General features: G+C 50.9%; 8 protein-coding genes. 7 read left to right on the forward strand and 1 reads right to left on the reverse strand.

The window, feature by feature from the left end; translation table 11 throughout:
- The first annotated feature begins 77 nt into the window (after positions 1-77).
- The 7 genes from ruvA to ACW6QF_RS06325 all read left to right on the forward strand — a co-directional run bounded on the left by ruvA (position 78) and on the right by ACW6QF_RS06325 (position 13,348).
- Positions 78-671, forward strand: a complete 594-nt coding sequence (ruvA, locus tag ACW6QF_RS06295; RefSeq protein ID WP_456087179.1) for a Holliday junction branch migration protein RuvA — start codon at positions 78-80, stop codon at positions 669-671.
- Positions 672-757: 86 nt separating this feature from the next.
- The gene (sov, locus tag ACW6QF_RS06300; RefSeq protein ID WP_456087180.1) at positions 758-8,227 is read left to right on the forward strand and encodes a T9SS outer membrane translocon Sov/SprA; all 7,470 of its coding nucleotides are present in this window, start codon (positions 758-760) and stop codon (positions 8,225-8,227) included.
- Positions 8,228-8,390: 163 nt separating this feature from the next.
- Positions 8,391-9,581, forward strand: a complete 1,191-nt coding sequence (pstC, locus tag ACW6QF_RS06305; protein WP_298549716.1) for a phosphate ABC transporter permease subunit PstC — start codon at positions 8,391-8,393, stop codon at positions 9,579-9,581.
- 8 nt (positions 9,582-9,589) lie between these two features.
- Positions 9,590-10,477 carry a phosphate ABC transporter permease PstA gene (gene pstA / locus ACW6QF_RS06310; RefSeq protein WP_456087181.1) on the forward strand — a complete coding sequence of 296 codons (888 nt, stop codon included), beginning with the start codon at positions 9,590-9,592 and terminating at the stop codon, positions 10,475-10,477.
- A gap of 13 nt (positions 10,478-10,490) precedes the next feature.
- Positions 10,491-11,243 (forward strand): phosphate ABC transporter ATP-binding protein PstB, encoded by a 753-nt coding sequence (gene pstB / locus ACW6QF_RS06315; protein ID WP_456087182.1) that lies wholly within the window; start codon positions 10,491-10,493, stop codon positions 11,241-11,243.
- A gap of 38 nt (positions 11,244-11,281) precedes the next feature.
- Positions 11,282-11,956 carry a phosphate signaling complex protein PhoU gene (phoU, locus tag ACW6QF_RS06320; RefSeq protein ID WP_456087183.1) on the forward strand — a complete coding sequence of 225 codons (675 nt, stop codon included), beginning with the start codon at positions 11,282-11,284 and terminating at the stop codon, positions 11,954-11,956.
- A gap of 189 nt (positions 11,957-12,145) precedes the next feature.
- Positions 12,146-13,348 carry a porin gene (locus ACW6QF_RS06325; protein WP_456087184.1) on the forward strand — a complete coding sequence of 401 codons (1,203 nt, stop codon included), beginning with the start codon at positions 12,146-12,148 and terminating at the stop codon, positions 13,346-13,348.
- Between the two features lie 25 nt (positions 13,349-13,373).
- Here ACW6QF_RS06325 and ACW6QF_RS06330 read toward each other — a convergent pair whose 3' ends face one another.
- Positions 13,374-15,803: a glycoside hydrolase family 95 protein gene (locus ACW6QF_RS06330; protein WP_456087185.1), complete on the reverse strand. Its 2,430-nt coding sequence runs from the start codon at positions 15,801-15,803 to the stop codon at positions 13,374-13,376.
- Positions 15,804-15,977: the final 174 nt, after the last annotated feature.

Consider the following 15,977-nt stretch of genomic DNA (forward strand, 5'->3'; position numbering starts at 1 on the left):
CAAAAAAGAGGGTTCGGATATACGCTTTTGTCTAATTTTGCGTTATAATAGGTACGAATCATAAAGACGTAAGATACATGATAGAATATATCAAGGGAGAGATAGTGGAACTGACGCCGGCCAGGATGATCCTGGAATGTGCCGGAATCGGTTATGAACTGAATATTTCCCTGAATACATATACTTTTTACAATGGGAAGCCCACCGGGAAGATTTACGTGTACGAAGTGATACGTGAAGATGCCCATCTGCTCTTTGGTTTTGCCGGGAAAGAGGAGCGCGAACTGTTTCTGATGCTGACTTCCGTGTCGGGAGTCGGTCCCAATACCGCTCGGATGATCCTTTCTTCCTTATCGCCTGCCGAATTGATCCGGGTGATTGCCGATAAAAACGAAACAGCTCTGACGGCAGTCAAGGGAATCGGATTGAAAACCGCCCAACGTATTTTAGTCGACCTCAAAAACAAGGTGAAGCCGGTAGAGGGAATGGCTGCGACAGGTGGCGCTTCTTCTGTCGCAGCCTGTGGTGCTGTCGCGGAAGAAGCCGTGGCGGCATTGGTTATGCTGGGATTCCAGAAAGCCGCTTCACAAAAAGCGGTTAACTCGATCTTGAAAAGTTCGCCTGCACTGGCTGTCGAGCAGGTCATTAAAACAGCCCTAAGAATGCTTTAATAATTGAAAATTGAAAATGGATAATTGAAGGTTTCCTTATCACAGGCTTTCAACTTGCCATTCTCAATTCTCAATTTTCAATTAATATGAGAAGGACACTAAAATTTATACTCTGGATAACGATTCTACTGTTTGGTGCAGGCCTGTATTCGATGAATACGGATTTCCTGGCCTACGCGATGTCGTTGCCGGACCCCGAGCTGCCGGTCATGCCGGACGATACGGTCCCGAAGGTGCGGACCCGCTTCCCGGTAGCCAAGACCGTGCCGGAAGAATACCGGGACCTGACCAAGCAGTCGCCTGCCGACCTGAAGACGCCGGACAATGTGAAGTCGGTGGTCGAATACGATATCAGGACCGGGACGTACGTGGTCCGTACCAAGTTAGGCGATGCCGACCTGACCACCCCCATCTCGTTGACTCCCGAAGAATACCAGGACTATAGTTTCCAGAAATCCGTCCAGTCCTACTATCGCCGGAAAAACGAGGAAGAGTTCCAGAAAGCGGCCAACAAGCAGTTCAGCCTGACCGACATGCAGTTCAATATCGGTGCGGCGGAGCGTATCTTCGGGCCGGGGGGCGTCCGGGTGAAAACGCAAGGATCGGCCGAAGTGGAATTAGGCTTGAAGCAGAATAAGACCAAGAACCCGTCTCTGCCGGAACGCGCCCGCAACCGTACCTTCTTCAACTTCGACGAGAGCGTGCAGTTGAATGTGCAGGCATCGGTCGGCAGCAAGGTCAATTTCGATATGAACTATAATACCGAAACCTCTTTCGACTTCGACTCCAAGAAGTTGAAATTGGCTTATACGGGTGAGGAAGACGAAATCATCAAGTCGCTCGAAGCCGGTAACGTGAGCATGACGACCAGCAACTCCCTGATCAACGGGGGAGCCGCCCTGTTCGGTATGAAAGCGGACCTACAGTTCGGGAAGCTGCGGGTCAACGCCTTGTTTGCCCAGCAGGAGTCGGAATCGAAGACGGTCAGCTCGAAAGGGGGCGTGCAGACGAAGCCTTTCGAACTGACGATCGACCAGTATGACGAGAACCGCCATTTCTTCCTGTCGCACTATTTCCGTGACCGCTATGACGAGGCGGTGAAGAACCTGAATACGATTTCCTCTCCCGTCACGATCAGCAGGGTGGAAGTTTGGGTGACAAACAAACGGGCGACTTACGACCAGGCGCGTAACGTGGTCGCTTTTGCCGATCTGGCCGAACATGCCAATATCTCGAATACGGCCCTCGTTTCTCCTTCAGGGGCGCTGTCTGTTCCTTATAATAATACGAATACATTATATAATACGCTTAACCAGCAATTTACCGGCGCCCGTGATATCAGCACGGTGAATCAGGCGTTGGGGGGAACCTTTGTCAACGGCACGGAGTATGAAGAAGTCGAAAGCGCCCGTTTGCTGGATGCATCCGAATATACGGTCAATACGAAATTGGGATATATCTCGCTGAAAACACAGTTGCAGGCGGACGAGGTGCTGGCCGTCGCTTACAATTATACCTATTCGGACGGGAAGACCTACCAGGTGGGCGAGTTCTCGACCGACAATCCTTCTTCGGCAGCCTCCTGCCTGTATGTGAAGTTGCTGAAAGGGATCACCATGTCGCCCGATATGCCTTTCTGGGACCTGATGATGAAAAACATCTATTCGTTAGGAGCCTATTCCGTCCAGAAGGAGAAGTTCAAGCTGAATATCATGTACCAGAGCGATACGACCGGTACATATGTCAACTATTTGCCGGAAGGGGCGATTGCCAACCAGATCCTGCTCAGGGTGCTGAACCTGGATAGCTACGATTCCAACAATCAGCCGCATCCGGATGGGATATACGACTTCATCGAAGGGGTGACCGTCTTGTCCGACAATGGCAAGATCATCTTTCCGAGCGTGGAACCGTTCGGCTCCTATCTGCGTAAGAAGATCAACAATGATGCGATTGCCGACAAATATGTGTTCCAGGAACTCTACGACTCGACATTGACCGTCGCCCGGCAGATTGCTGAAAAGAACAAGTTCAAACTGGAAGGGGAATACAAAGCCTCTTCGGGCGCCGAGATACAGTTGGGCGCTTCCAACGTGGCGCGGGGTTCGGTCAAGGTAACGGCCGGTGGGGCGATATTGACCGAGAATGTGGATTATACCGTCGACTATACTTCCGGCGTGGTGACGATCCTGAACGAAAGCATCATTTCCGCAAGTACGCCGGTCAGCGTCTCGCTGGAAAACCAGACGGCCTATAATATGCAACGCAAGACCATGATGGGATTGGACCTGAACTACCAGTTCAATCCGAACCTGATGATAGGCGCCACCATCATGCACATGTCCGAAATGCCGTTGACCACCAAGACGACGATGGGCGATGAAGCGATCAAGAATACGCTTTGGGGTGTCAATATGGCTTATAAGGGCGAGAGCCAGTGGCTTACCAACATGTTCGACAAGTTGCCGTTGCTGAACCTGAGCAAACCCAGCCAGATATCTTTCAATGCGGAGTTCGCTCATTTGATCGCCGGGCATTACGAAAACAAGAATACGGGCGGATACTCGTATCTGGATGACTTCGAGTCGACACAGAGCAATTTCGACCTCTCCGACCCTTACCCCTGGCAGTTGTCCAGCGTGCCTTATGACGACGGTACGCCCCAGCTCTTCCCGGAAGCCGGGCTGACCAATAATATCGATTACGGGAAAAGCCGCGCATTGCTTGCCTGGTACACGATCGACGGATTGTTCACGCGCAAGAATTCCTCTTTGCGTCCGAAGTATATTACGCCAAAAGACTTGTCCAACCATTATGTCCGTGCCATCGAGACGAGAGAGTTGTTCCCGCAACGGCAGCAAAGCATGAGTGAAAGCAATACGCTGACGGTCTTGAATATGGCTTACTATCCGCAGGAACGCGGTCCGTATAACCTGGATGCCGATAACATCAATCCGGACGGGACATTGCAGAACCCGGAAAAGCGTTTCGGTGGTATGATGCGCAAGATTGACCAGAGTGACTTCGAGACGGCGAATGTCGAATATATCGAATTCTGGATGCTCGACCCCTTCATCTATGACCAACAGGCCGCAGGCGGCGACCTGTATTTTAACTTGGGCGAGATATCGGAAGACATATTGAAGGATGAAAAGAAGTTCTTCGAGAACGGATTGCCCATCGATGGCGATACGTCGAAGGTCGATTATACGGTTTGGGGTAAGGTTCCCAAGCAGCAGAGTACGGTCTATGCATTCGACAATACGGCAGGTGCACGCCTGTTGCAGGATGTCGGCCTGAACGGTTTATCCTCGGAAGAAGAAAAGGAATATCCGGCTTACCGGGAGTATCTGGACAAACTGCGCCAGAAACTGAATGCGGCAACCCTTGCCGAGATGGAAGGAGAAGACCCGTTCGGATTGTCACCGTTCAACGATCCCGCAGGTGACAAGTTCCACTATTTCCGTGGTTCGGATTATGATTACCATGAGGTGGATATCTTAACCCGTTACAAACGTTACAACGGGACGGAAGGAAACTCGAAAGATATCAACGATTCGGGCGAGCGCTACAGCACTTCTTCCAAGACTGTGCCCGATGTGGAAGACATCAATCAGGACAATACGCTGAATAAGAACGAAAAGTATTTCGAATACAAGGTCAGGATCACTCCGCAGGATACGGTTGTCGGTGAAAACTTTATTGCGGATAAACGTACCTCATCGGTAAGACTGGCGGATGGTACGACTGAATCCGTCACTTGGTATCAGTTTAAGATTCCGGTGAAGCAATACCAGCGCCGTGTGGGAGCGATCAATGATTTCAAGACGATTCGTTTCATGCGTATGTATATGACTGGATTTAAGGAATCGGTCGTATTGCGTTTCGGTACGTTGCAACTGGTACGTGGCGAATGGCGATCCTATGAACAGGATTTGTCCGATCCGAAGATGCCGCCCGCAGTGAAGGGCAAATTGGAAGTCTCGACTGTCAATATCGAGGAAAACAGCGACAGGGATCCGGTCAGCTATACATTGCCTCCTGGGGTCAGCCGCGTACTGGACCCGAGCCAGCCGCAGATCCGTCAGGAGAACGAACAGGCGCTTTCTTTGAAGATAACGGACCTTGCCGCTCAGGATGCACGTGCCGTGTATAAGAATACGAATTACGATTTGCGCCAGTACAAGCGCTTGCAACTCTTTACACATGCAGAGGCGCCGAAATTGGATATATATGATTTGAAGAATGGGGATCTTTCGGTCTTTATCCGTTTGGGTTCGGACTACAAGAACAACTATTACGAGTATGAAATCCCGTTGAAGTTGACTCCGCATGGGGAGTATAACTATAATAATACGGAACACCAGGAGACCGTCTGGCCGGCGGAAAACATGTTTAATTTCCGTTTGGAGGTATTGACCGATTTAAAACTGGAACGTAACCGGCAGAAGCGTTCCGGAGAGAACGGCGTGTCCTTCCAGACCGTCTTTATGGGGAGAGATCCTGATTACGATAATAAGGGAGAAGGTTCAAGGATCATCCGTGTCAAGGGGAATCCGAGCCTTGCCGAAGTGAAAACAATTATGATCGGTGTGCGTAATACCCGGAACGAAATAAAGAGCGGGGAAGTTTGGGTGAACGAATTGCGCCTGACCGACTTCAATGAAGAAGGCGGATGGGCAGCCAATGCGAATCTGAATGTCGCACTTTCCGACTTGGGCACAGTGAATGTGGGCGGGCGTATCGAGACGGCCGGTTTCGGCGCTCTCGATCAGTCGTTGAACGAACGCCGGATGGAGGATTTCAAGCAATATAACGTGGCGACCTCTATCGAATTGGGTAAGCTGTTCCCTGAAAAGGCGCAGGTCAGCATCCCGTTCTATTATGCCTATTCGAAGGAGACATACGATCCGAAGTACAATCCGCTGGATCAGGATATCAAACTGAAGGATGCGATCGATAAGGCGGAAACGAAAGTAGAGAAGGACTCGATCCGCAGCTATTCGCAGGACAGGACGGTTATCAAGAGCGTGTCGTTCAATAACGTGCGTGTGAATATCAAGAGTAAGAACCCGATGCCTTACGATCCGGCAAACTTCACGCTCGGATATTCATACAGTATTAATGATAAGAAAAATCCGGAGACGGAATATGAGACGACAAAGGACTACCGCGCCAATTTTGCTTATAGCTATATGCCTTATGTCAAGCCGATCAAGCCGTTCGACAAGTTGTTGAAGAAAAACAATGGCTATACGCGCTATGCCAAACAGTTGGCGTTCAACGTGGCTCCGTCTATCAACTTCCAGACAGCCATGATGCGTAATTATTACGAAATAAAATTACGCGACCTGACAGGGGCGGCAACCGGTGTCACCAACGATATCCCCGTGACGTTCAGCCAGAACTTCTATTGGGATCGCGCTTTCAGCTTGAACTGGGCTTTTACGAATAACCTGAATATAACGTTCAGTTCCGGAACGAACGCCCGTATCGAAGAACCGTATGTGCAGGTGAATAAGGAGTTGAATCCGGACGGTTACCAGCTATGGAAAGATTCCGTAAAGAAGAGCATCGCCGACCTGGGAACGCCGATGAAGTATGACCAGCAGTTTATGGCGACCTGGCAGTTGCCGTTGCAGCTGATCCCGGTTCTGGATTGGACCAATGCTTCTTTGAGCTACAATGCGACTTATAACTGGGACCGTGGGGCGACGGTTAGCGAAGATATCGAGATGGGTAACACGATCAAGAACCAGCGTCAGTTCGATTTGCAGGCGAACCTGAACCTGTTATCCCTCTACAACAAAAACAAATATCTGAAGAAGATCAACCAGAAGTTCAACAATACCCGGGCTACGGCTAAAAAGCCGGAGAAGAAGAAAAAGCCGAAGCTGGAGAAGGAGATCGTCCTGAGCCCGGATAGCGCTACGGTTGTCGAGCATGGTATGTTTACAAAGAAAGTGCAAATTACGGCCAGAAGGACGGACGGGCGTGTGTACAGAGTCAAGTTCAAGCCGATCAACTTTGCGCAGGTAAAGATTTTAAACCAGGACACGGTACGCCTGAAGCTGACGATCGTACCGGGGCCGGCTCCCACCGAGGATTTCCTTTACAAGGCTTTAGAACACAGTGCCCGTTTCCTGATGATGGTCCGCCGTTTCAATATCCAGTTTACGAACTCTGCCGGCATGATGTTGCCCGGTTTCCGTCCGGAGATCGGTGATATCTTTGGACAGGGACGTTCTTCATTCGGACTGTCTCCGGGGATCGGTTTTGCTTTTGGTGACGTGCGCCGCAGTTATATCGACGAGGCGTATGAAAAAGGCTGGCTGATTACGGATACCGAAAGGGACGTAAATGCCGCCGTCATGACCAGTACGAAGAATCTGAATATACGGGCGAGCCTCGAACCGATCGCTGGATTGAAGATCGACTTGACGGCTCTTCGCAACGATACGCGTAATACGGAAATACAATTTATGTATGAAGGCATGCCGGAAATTATGGGAGGTAACTTCACCATGACGACGATCGCGCTGGGAAGTGCCTTCGGAGGCAGTGGCAATGCCATGAACAACTATTCTTCGAAATCCTTTGAGAAGTTGTTGGCAAACCGCGAGATCATCGCCCAGCGTATCGAAGGCAAATATTCGGGCTTGAAATATCCGGATGTGGGCTTTATCCATGACAAAGGTCTGGGAGGAATGCCGTATAATCCGGGAACCGACAATGTGAACGGCGTCAACCGGAATTCGGCGGATGTCCTGATCCCTGCATTCCTGGCCGCTTATACCGGTAAGAACCCGAAGAAGGTCGGCCTATCGGCTTTCCCCTCCTTGAGGAGCATGTTGCCGAACTGGCGCGTTACTTACGACGGGTTGATTAAGATTCCGACTGTCAAGAAATATTTCAAGAACGTGACGTTGAGCCATCAGTACCGTTGTTCCTATTCGGTAGGCGCTTTCACTTCCTTCCTGAACTGGGTGGATGCCGGACAGGACGGATTGGGATATATCCAGTCGATCCTGAACGATAACCCGACACCGTCGTCTCCTTATTCGATTTCGTCTGTCAGCCTTACCGAAGCATTTAGTCCTTTGTTGGGTGCGGATGCAACCTTGTTAAACAACGTGACGGTGCGAGCGGACTATTCGACTACCCGCAATTTGAGTTTGAATACGACATCCTACCAGTTGGTTGAAGCGCTTTCTAAGAAAGTGACGATCGGTCTGGGTTACAAATATGCCGAGTTTAACAAGTTATTGAAGATGAAGAAGACGCGTGATTTCAGCAATGACCTCACCGTCCGTCTGGATTTTTCGTACAACAAGATGCAATCGTTGATCCGTAAAATCGACACGCAACTGACGCAGGCTACCAGCGGTAACATAGCAAAGACCATCTCGTTCTCGGCTGATTACGGTTTGAGCCGTGCGTTGACGGTCCGTGCATTCTATGATATCCAGATCAACGAACCGTTGATATCGAGTGCTTCTTATCCGACTTCAAACTCAAACTATGGTATCAGCCTGAGATTCTCCCTTGCACAGTAGTCCAGACTGGTAAATCGTCATTTGATTAGTTCAGTTTTTCTTAAATATGAACTATTTTTTGAAATACAAACGTAACGACATCGTAACACCTCATTCACCCCCATGTAATCACTTCGTAATATCTGTTTCGTTCCTTTGCAGGTAGAATAAAAAGGTAAACAAAGTGAGAAAGTTTTTCGAAAAGAGTATTGAAGGAGGATTGCTTATCAGCGGAAGCATCAGCAGTTTTGCTATTTTGCTGATCGTGTTCTTCCTGTTTAAAGAGGCCGGCGGCCTTTTCAATGCTCCGGCCACAGAAGAAGGGTATGTTCTTGCCGTAAATAAAAACAACGATGTCGGAAAATTATCACCAGAGAAGATCATGGATATCTTCGACGGCAATATAACCAACTGGAAAGATATCAACGGGATGGATCAGGAGATCCTGATATTCCGCTTCTCCGATCTGACCAACTATTATCCGGAGGAAGAACTGGGCGACGAGTTCCAATATGTCCCACAGAAGATCAGTGAACTGGTGGCGAAAGAGCCCGGTATCATCGCATTCTTCCCTAAACAATATTTATTGGAAAACGATTTCCAGGGAAAAGTCCTGCCCGAAGAGAAGATCACATGGGGGGAATTCTTCGGAGGGACGAAATGGTATCCGACCTCCACACCCGCCCCGATATTCGGATTGATCCCCTTGCTGTTAGGGACTTTGCTGGTCAGTATCGGTGCAATCGTCCTTTCACTTCCTTTCGGAATCGCGGTAGCCATTTACATGGCCGAAATAGCGAATAAGCGGACACGCGACCTCCTGAAACCGGTCATCGAGTTGCTCGCGGGCATCCCGTCTGTCGTCTATGGTTTCTTCGGCCTGGTGGTGATCGTACCACTTATCCAGAAAACCTTCAACCTGCCTGTCGGCGAGACGGCGTTTGCCGGCAGCGTGGTCCTGGCGATCATGGCGCTCCCTACGATCATCACCGTTGCCGAAGATGCCATGCGGACGACACCCCGCGCCATGAAGGAAGCAAGCCTCGCCTTGGGGGCGACCCAATGGCAGACGATCTATAAAGTAATCATCCCGTACTCCATTTCCGGTATTACATCCGCAGTCGTGTTAGGTATCGGACGTGCGATAGGCGAGACGATGGCCGTCCTGATGGTAACCGGCAATGCGGCCGTCATTCCGACCTCCTTCTTCGAACCGGTGCGGACCATTCCCGCGACGATCGCCGCCGAATTAGGGGAAGCTCCCGCGGGAGGCGCACACTACGAGGCCTTGTTCCTGCTCGGCGCCGTCCTCTTCCTGATCACGTTGATATTGAGTATCTCCGTCGAGTATATTTCATCCAAAAGAAAAATCTGATTCACAGTATGGCACCTGTACAAAAAATAGGAAATATAGACTTGAAGAAACGGACCTCACAGAGGTTTGCATTTAGCTTCTTCACCCTGTTGAGTTATCTGGTCGTGGCGATCCTGTTCGTGATCTTAGGGTTCATCATCATGAAAGGAGCCAGCGTGATCAGCTGGGACTTCCTGACGAAAGCACCGGAAGACGGCATGACGAAGGGAGGAATCTTCCCGGCGATCGTCGGGACTTTCTACCTGATCCTCGGAAGCAGTATCATCAGTTTCCCGATCGGGATCATGAGCGGCATCTACATGAACGAATATGCGGCCAACGGCAAGCTGGTCCGTTTCATCCGCATCATGACAAACAACCTGAGCGGAGTCCCGTCGGTCGTGTTCGGCTTGTTCGGTATGTCGCTATTCGTCAATGCGCTGGGTTGGGGCGACTCGATCATAGCCGGTTCGTTTACGTTGGCATTGATGTCGCTGCCCCTGATTATCCGCACGACGGAAGAGGCCCTGAAAAGTATCGACGACTCGTTCCGGCACGGCAGCCTGGCTTTGGGCGCAACGAAGTTACAGACCATCCGCCGGGTCGTGCTCCCGATGGCTTTCCCGAATATCATCACCGGCCTGATCTTGTCGGTCGGACGCGTATCGGGCGAGACGGCGCCGATCCTGTTCACCGTGGCAGCCTATTTCCTTCCCCAATTGCCGGGAAGCATCTTCGACCAGTGCATGGCATTGCCTTACCATTTGTATGTCATTTCGACCAGCGGAACGGACATCGAAGCTTCGCGCGGCATGGCATACGGGACGGCTTTGGTCTTGATCGCGATCGTCCTGGTCGTCAACCTGCTGGCGAACCTATTGCGTAACTATTTTGCCAAGAAAGTAAAAATGAATTAATGGATAATTATTTATGATAAAGATTGATGCTCAAAACGTAGACTTCTACTATGGCGACTTTCATGCTTTGAAGAATATTTCAATGCAGATAGAAGCGAATACCTCGGTTGCCTTCATCGGCCCGTCGGGGTGTGGAAAGTCTACCTTCCTCCGCTTGTTCAACCGCATGAACGACCTCATCCCCGACACACGTCTGGAAGGTAGGATATTCATCGACGGACGAAACATATACGACAAAGGGGAAAAAGTCGATACGCTCCGTAAGAATGTCGGGATGGTGTTCCAGAAACCGAACCCGTTCCCGAAAACGATCTTCGAAAATGTGGCATACGGCCTCCGGGTAAATGGTGTCAAGGATCATGAATATATCGAAAAGACCGTTGTCAGAAGCCTGAAACAAGTGGTTCTATGGGGCGAGGTGAAGGATAAGTTGAAGGACTCTGCTTTCGCCCTTTCCGGCGGCCAGCAGCAACGCCTTTGCATCGCACGGGCTTTGGCTGTCTCGCCTTCCATCTTGCTGATGGACGAGCCGACTTCTGCCCTCGACCCGATCTCCACAAGCAAGATCGAAGATTTGATTCATGAACTGAAAAAGGAATACACGATCGTGATCGTCACACACAATATGCAACAGGCTGCCCGTGTAAGCGACAAGACGGGATATTTCTATTTAGGCGAACTGATCGAATACGGCGAGACCCGTAAGATCTTCACCAATCCGGAGAAAGAATCGACGCAGAATTATATTACAGGGAGATTCGGGTGATTGGGAATTAAGAATTAAGAATTAAAAATTAAGAATTGATGAAGGTTATTGAACAAGAGATAGCAACGCTAAAGAATACGATCAACGAGATGTGGGCACTGGTCCACCAGCAGATATACAATGCCGGCGAAGCCATGCTGACCGGAGACAAGGAGCTTGCCTATAAAGTCCTCAGCCGTGAACGTCGCGTGAATGCATTCGAGTTGAAAATCGACAGTGATTGCGAGGATATCATCGCTTTGTACGCACCGGTGGCCATCGACCTGCGCTTCGTACTTGCCATGTACAAGATCAATACGAACCTGGAACGCCTCGGCGACTTCGCCGAAAGCATCGCACGCTTCTCCGTGAACCTGCCGGAAGGAGAGCCGATCGACCCGGAACTGGTGAAGATCACCCGCGTGGAAGAGATGTTGCAGGAACTGCTCACCATGATATCACTGGCACAGGAAGCCTTCGAAAAGGAAAGCTCCGAGATCGCATCCCGTATCTTCCTGAAAGATACTATCATCGACAAGATCAATCACGATTCGACTCCCCTCATCGCTCAATATATCGAAGCGCATCCGGGCAGCGCCCTTGCCGGCCTTTACATGGCAGGCGTCATCCGCAAGATGGAACGTTTCGGTGACCATTGCACCAATATCGCAGAAGAACTGATCTTCTACTTAGATGCAAAGGTGATGAAGCACATGGGGAAAACCGAGAATTGAATTTCGGCGCCTTCCTTGGCGCTGTTTAGCGCCGCCTAAGGCGCCGAACAGCGCGCGAGGGGGCGCCAAACAGCGCCAGGAAGGGCGCCGAACAGCGCCAACGGTGTCGCCGAACTGCGACAACCGCCCCCCCAGTTCAACTCTTTTTAATATCTTTGTGCCTTGAATCAAAAAATATCAGTATCGACAATGAAACGACTCACGGCATTCCGGCTGTCAGCCCTCCTTTTATGGACTGTTTCCGTACAGGCGCAATCCTTCATTCCCGAACGGGATTCATCGGACATCTCCCTCTTTGAATACGCGACAAAGATTCCCAAGCGCACGAACGTATTCAACCTGGACCTGGAGATGCACGCTTCTTTCAACACATTCTTCACCGGAAAGAAACTGGACGAGGCCGCTTTCCGTTTCAACCACATCAAGCTCGAAGCGACCGGAGAGGTTAACGACCGGCTTTTCTACTGGTACCGCCAAAACCTCAACCAGGGGAATGAAGGCATGGATCTGGAGAACCTGCCGGAATCGATCGAATATGCCCTGATCGGCTACCGTCTCAACGATCAGTTCACGGTTACTTTAGGGAAACAGGATGCTGCCTGGGGCGGATTCGAATATGACCTCGACCCGTATGCGATATATGAATACAGCGACATGAACGAATACATGGATTGCTATTTCACCGGGGTCACTCTGGGTTATCAGCCGGTCCCTTCACAGGAACTTCGCTTACAGGTCACGGACAACCGCATCGGGAGCATGGAAGACGCTTACGGCACGCTTCCTGCCGGAATCGAAAAACCCCGCGCCCCGCTTTTCTACACCTTCAATTGGAACAGCAGCTATCTGGACGAAGTCCTGAACCTCCGTTATTCGGCCACCGCCGGCGAACAGGCAAAAGGGAAATGGATGTATATGGCATGGGCCGGGCACAACGTTTGCACGGGGCCGTTCGACGGGTATCTGGATGTGATGTACACGCGCGGTCCGCTCGATCCGTCAGGCATCCTGACGGAACTGGTTCCGCCGTCCGGTGAGAATGAGGAAGAAGCTGTCTGCCTGCGTAATGTCCAGTATCTTTCACTCGTGGCGGAGATGAATTACCGTTTTCATCCGAAATGGAACGCCTTTGCCAAAGGGATGTACGAAACCGGCTCGGTCTATAAGGCCGGAGATGGAGAAGGAGAACTCCCCAAAGGCAAATACCGTACGGCATGGGGCTATCAGGCCGGTATCGAATTCTATCCGATGGCGGATGAGAACCTGCATATCTTCCTGACCGGAACAGCCCGCTCTTACCACCTGACGGAAAAAGCAAAAGCGCTGGGTGCTTCGATTGAAAACACACAGCGCTTGTCGGTGGGGTTCATCTATAAATTACCGCTTTATTAATTTTTTCATTTATCTTCCGTATGTATCAAAACATCAGTCCCAACTGATCCCCGGCCTGCAATTCCACCGCCAACATGCCATCAACAACCGGGAGAGATACGGCTTTTTGGTTGATCTTGATGCTCATATTCGCCGAATCGGCCGGGAGCTTGATACGGAACGAACCGGGAACCAAGGCTTTCAAACCGGCTTCCGTCAGCCGGCCTTCTTTCCATTTGGCAGACACTTCGCCGCCTCCACGGACTTTCAGGCCTTTGAAGCTGCCGCTTTTCCAGGCGGAAGGCAGGGCGGGAAGCAGTTCGATTTCTCCCGTCTGGCTCTGTACCAGCATTTCGGCAATACCGGCACAACCGCCAAAGTTACCGTCTATCTGGAAAGGAGGATGCGCACAGAACAGGTTCGGATAGGTCCCGCCGCCATTCGTCATATTCGTCTTACGGTCCACACACGGACGGAGCAGGTCAACAAGCAACTTATAAGCATGGTCGCCATCGTGCAAACGCGCCCAGAAATTGATCTTCCAGGCCATCGACCATCCCGTGCTCTTATCGCCACGGGCCACAAGTGATTTGCGGGCGGCCTCGGCAAGCTCAGGCGTACGCTTCATCGATATCTCATTGCCCGGATACAAACCGTAAAGATGGGAGACATGGCGATGATGCGGTTCTACCTCTTCAAACGGTTCGAGCCATTCCATGATACGGCCGTCCTTGCCGATTGTCGTCGGCATCAGGCGGGCACGTTTATCTGCCAGTTCGCCGGCGAAGGCGGAATCGATCCCTAAGATACCGGCAGCCTCGATCGTATTGGTGAACAGTTCGCGGACGATCTGGTTGTCCATCGTCGAACCGGCACAGATATGCGCCGTCTTGCCGTTCGGCAACTTATACCCGTTTTCAGGCGAAGTGGTCGGAGCCGTCACCAGATATTTGTTACGGGGATCTTCCACCAGCATATCCACAAAGAACCGGGAAGCCCCTTTCAACACAGGATACACATCTTTCAGATATTCCTTATCCAAGGTATAGAGATAATGCATGTACAGATGCTCGCAAAGCCAAGCGGCAGAAGTATTGGTCGCTCCCCATGACGGATGTTCGCCCGGTGCGGTGAACTCCCAGACATTTCCCAGGATATGCGTCACCCATCCACCGGCATTATAATAGGCTTTAGCCGTCCGTTCGCCACTGGCAACCTGCTGTTTCGTCCATTCCACAAGCGGAAGATGGAGCTCGGAAAGGTTCGCCACCTCAGCCGGCCAATGGTTCATCTGAAGATTGATATTCAAATGATAGTCGCCGTTCCAGGGCGTATTGATCGTATTGCACCACAATCCCTGCAAGTTGGGCGGCAACAGCCCTACACGTGTGGAAGAGATCAGCAGATAGCGGCCGAACTGGAAATAGAGCGCACCTAAGGAAGGATCGTCCGGATCGGCATTGAAAGCGGCGAGGCGCTCGTCTATCGGCAGATCCTCACGGGAAGAATGCCCCAAATCCAGGTCCGTACGGCCGAACAGGGAACGGTAGGCTGCAATATGCCCTTTCTTCAAAGAGGCGAAATCTTTCTTTTCGGCATTCGCCAACAGGGAAGCGATCTTCCCCTCCAAATCCTTATCGAAATAATCGGTCGCCATGCTTACCAGCAGAATCGCTTCGGAGGCATTCCGCACGGAAACAGTCGAATCGCCCGGAGTCACATTTCCCCCTTTCGGCAGGATGACGCGAACGCGCGACGCATAGCGGAGACCTTTCATCTCCAGCGTATCGACACCGTCAGGCAGTTGCCCTTGCATCAGAAGGTCATGGCCGTCGACCGTCACCTTATAGTGTTCCGGACGGTTCATGCCAAACGAGAAATTCAGTGCCCTATCCGCATCGGCAGTCAGATGGATCACTCCCAAATCATCGGCAAAAGAGGTAAAGACTTCACGCTCATACGCCACCTTTCCCCTTCTAAAAGAAGCTGTTGCAATCGCGTTGTCAAGGTTCAATTCACGCCTGTATCCGGAGATCGAATCGGAGTTGCCTTGATAATCGTAATTCAGGATGAGGTTGCCCAACAGTTGGTAACTGCCATACGGGACATTCGCCCCTTGGCCCTGCCCGCTCCCCTCGCCTTTGCAGACGAAAGTATTGTACATCAGTTCCTGTGCCTCATCGTTACGTCCTTCAAACAGAAGTTTGCGGATCGTCCCCAACGAGTAATATGCCTGCGGGTTATCCGTATCCTGCTTACTGCCCGACCACATGGAGATCTCGTTCAAGACAATCTTTTCCGTATCGACCCCTCCGTCCGGCATCAATCCGAGGCGTCCGTTGCCCAGAGGAAACGACTCTTCCCATATCTCGGCCGGAGCATCGAAATGATAAGACAACGGTTTGCCCGTTTTCACTTCCGGCATACTGCATCCTGCGAGGATCAGCAATACGAATGATAGACATTTTAGTTTCATAGTATTAAAATATTTAATAATTATATTTTCTCTCTTACTTTTCTCTTGAAAGAAAAGTAAACAAAAGTTCAAGGCTTAACCGTCCAGGCTACTCCGGGCAAAGGCTACGCTGTCGCCTGCGAAACTCGCTTCGCTCAAACAGCGCAGGCTCCGGCCGCTCCGCCTTTCCCCTCC

The organism is Parabacteroides sp., assembly GCF_977054455.1.

Excerpts from the sequence above, each read along its gene's own strand:
- ruvA (WP_456087179.1), top strand. The coding sequence starts at position 78 with ATGATAGAATATATCAAGGGAGAGATAGTGGAACTGACGCCGGCCAGG.
- ACW6QF_RS06325 (WP_456087184.1), top strand. The coding sequence starts at position 12,146 with ATGAAACGACTCACGGCATTCCGGCTGTCAGCCCTCCTTTTATGGACT.
- ACW6QF_RS06330 (WP_456087185.1), bottom strand. The coding sequence starts at position 15,803 with ATGAAACTAAAATGTCTATCATTCGTATTGCTGATCCTCGCAGGATGC.
- pstB (WP_456087182.1), top strand. The coding sequence starts at position 10,491 with ATGATAAAGATTGATGCTCAAAACGTAGACTTCTACTATGGCGACTTT.
- phoU (WP_456087183.1), top strand. The coding sequence starts at position 11,282 with ATGAAGGTTATTGAACAAGAGATAGCAACGCTAAAGAATACGATCAAC.
- pstA (WP_456087181.1), top strand. The coding sequence starts at position 9,590 with ATGGCACCTGTACAAAAAATAGGAAATATAGACTTGAAGAAACGGACC.
- sov (WP_456087180.1), top strand. The coding sequence starts at position 758 with ATGAGAAGGACACTAAAATTTATACTCTGGATAACGATTCTACTGTTT.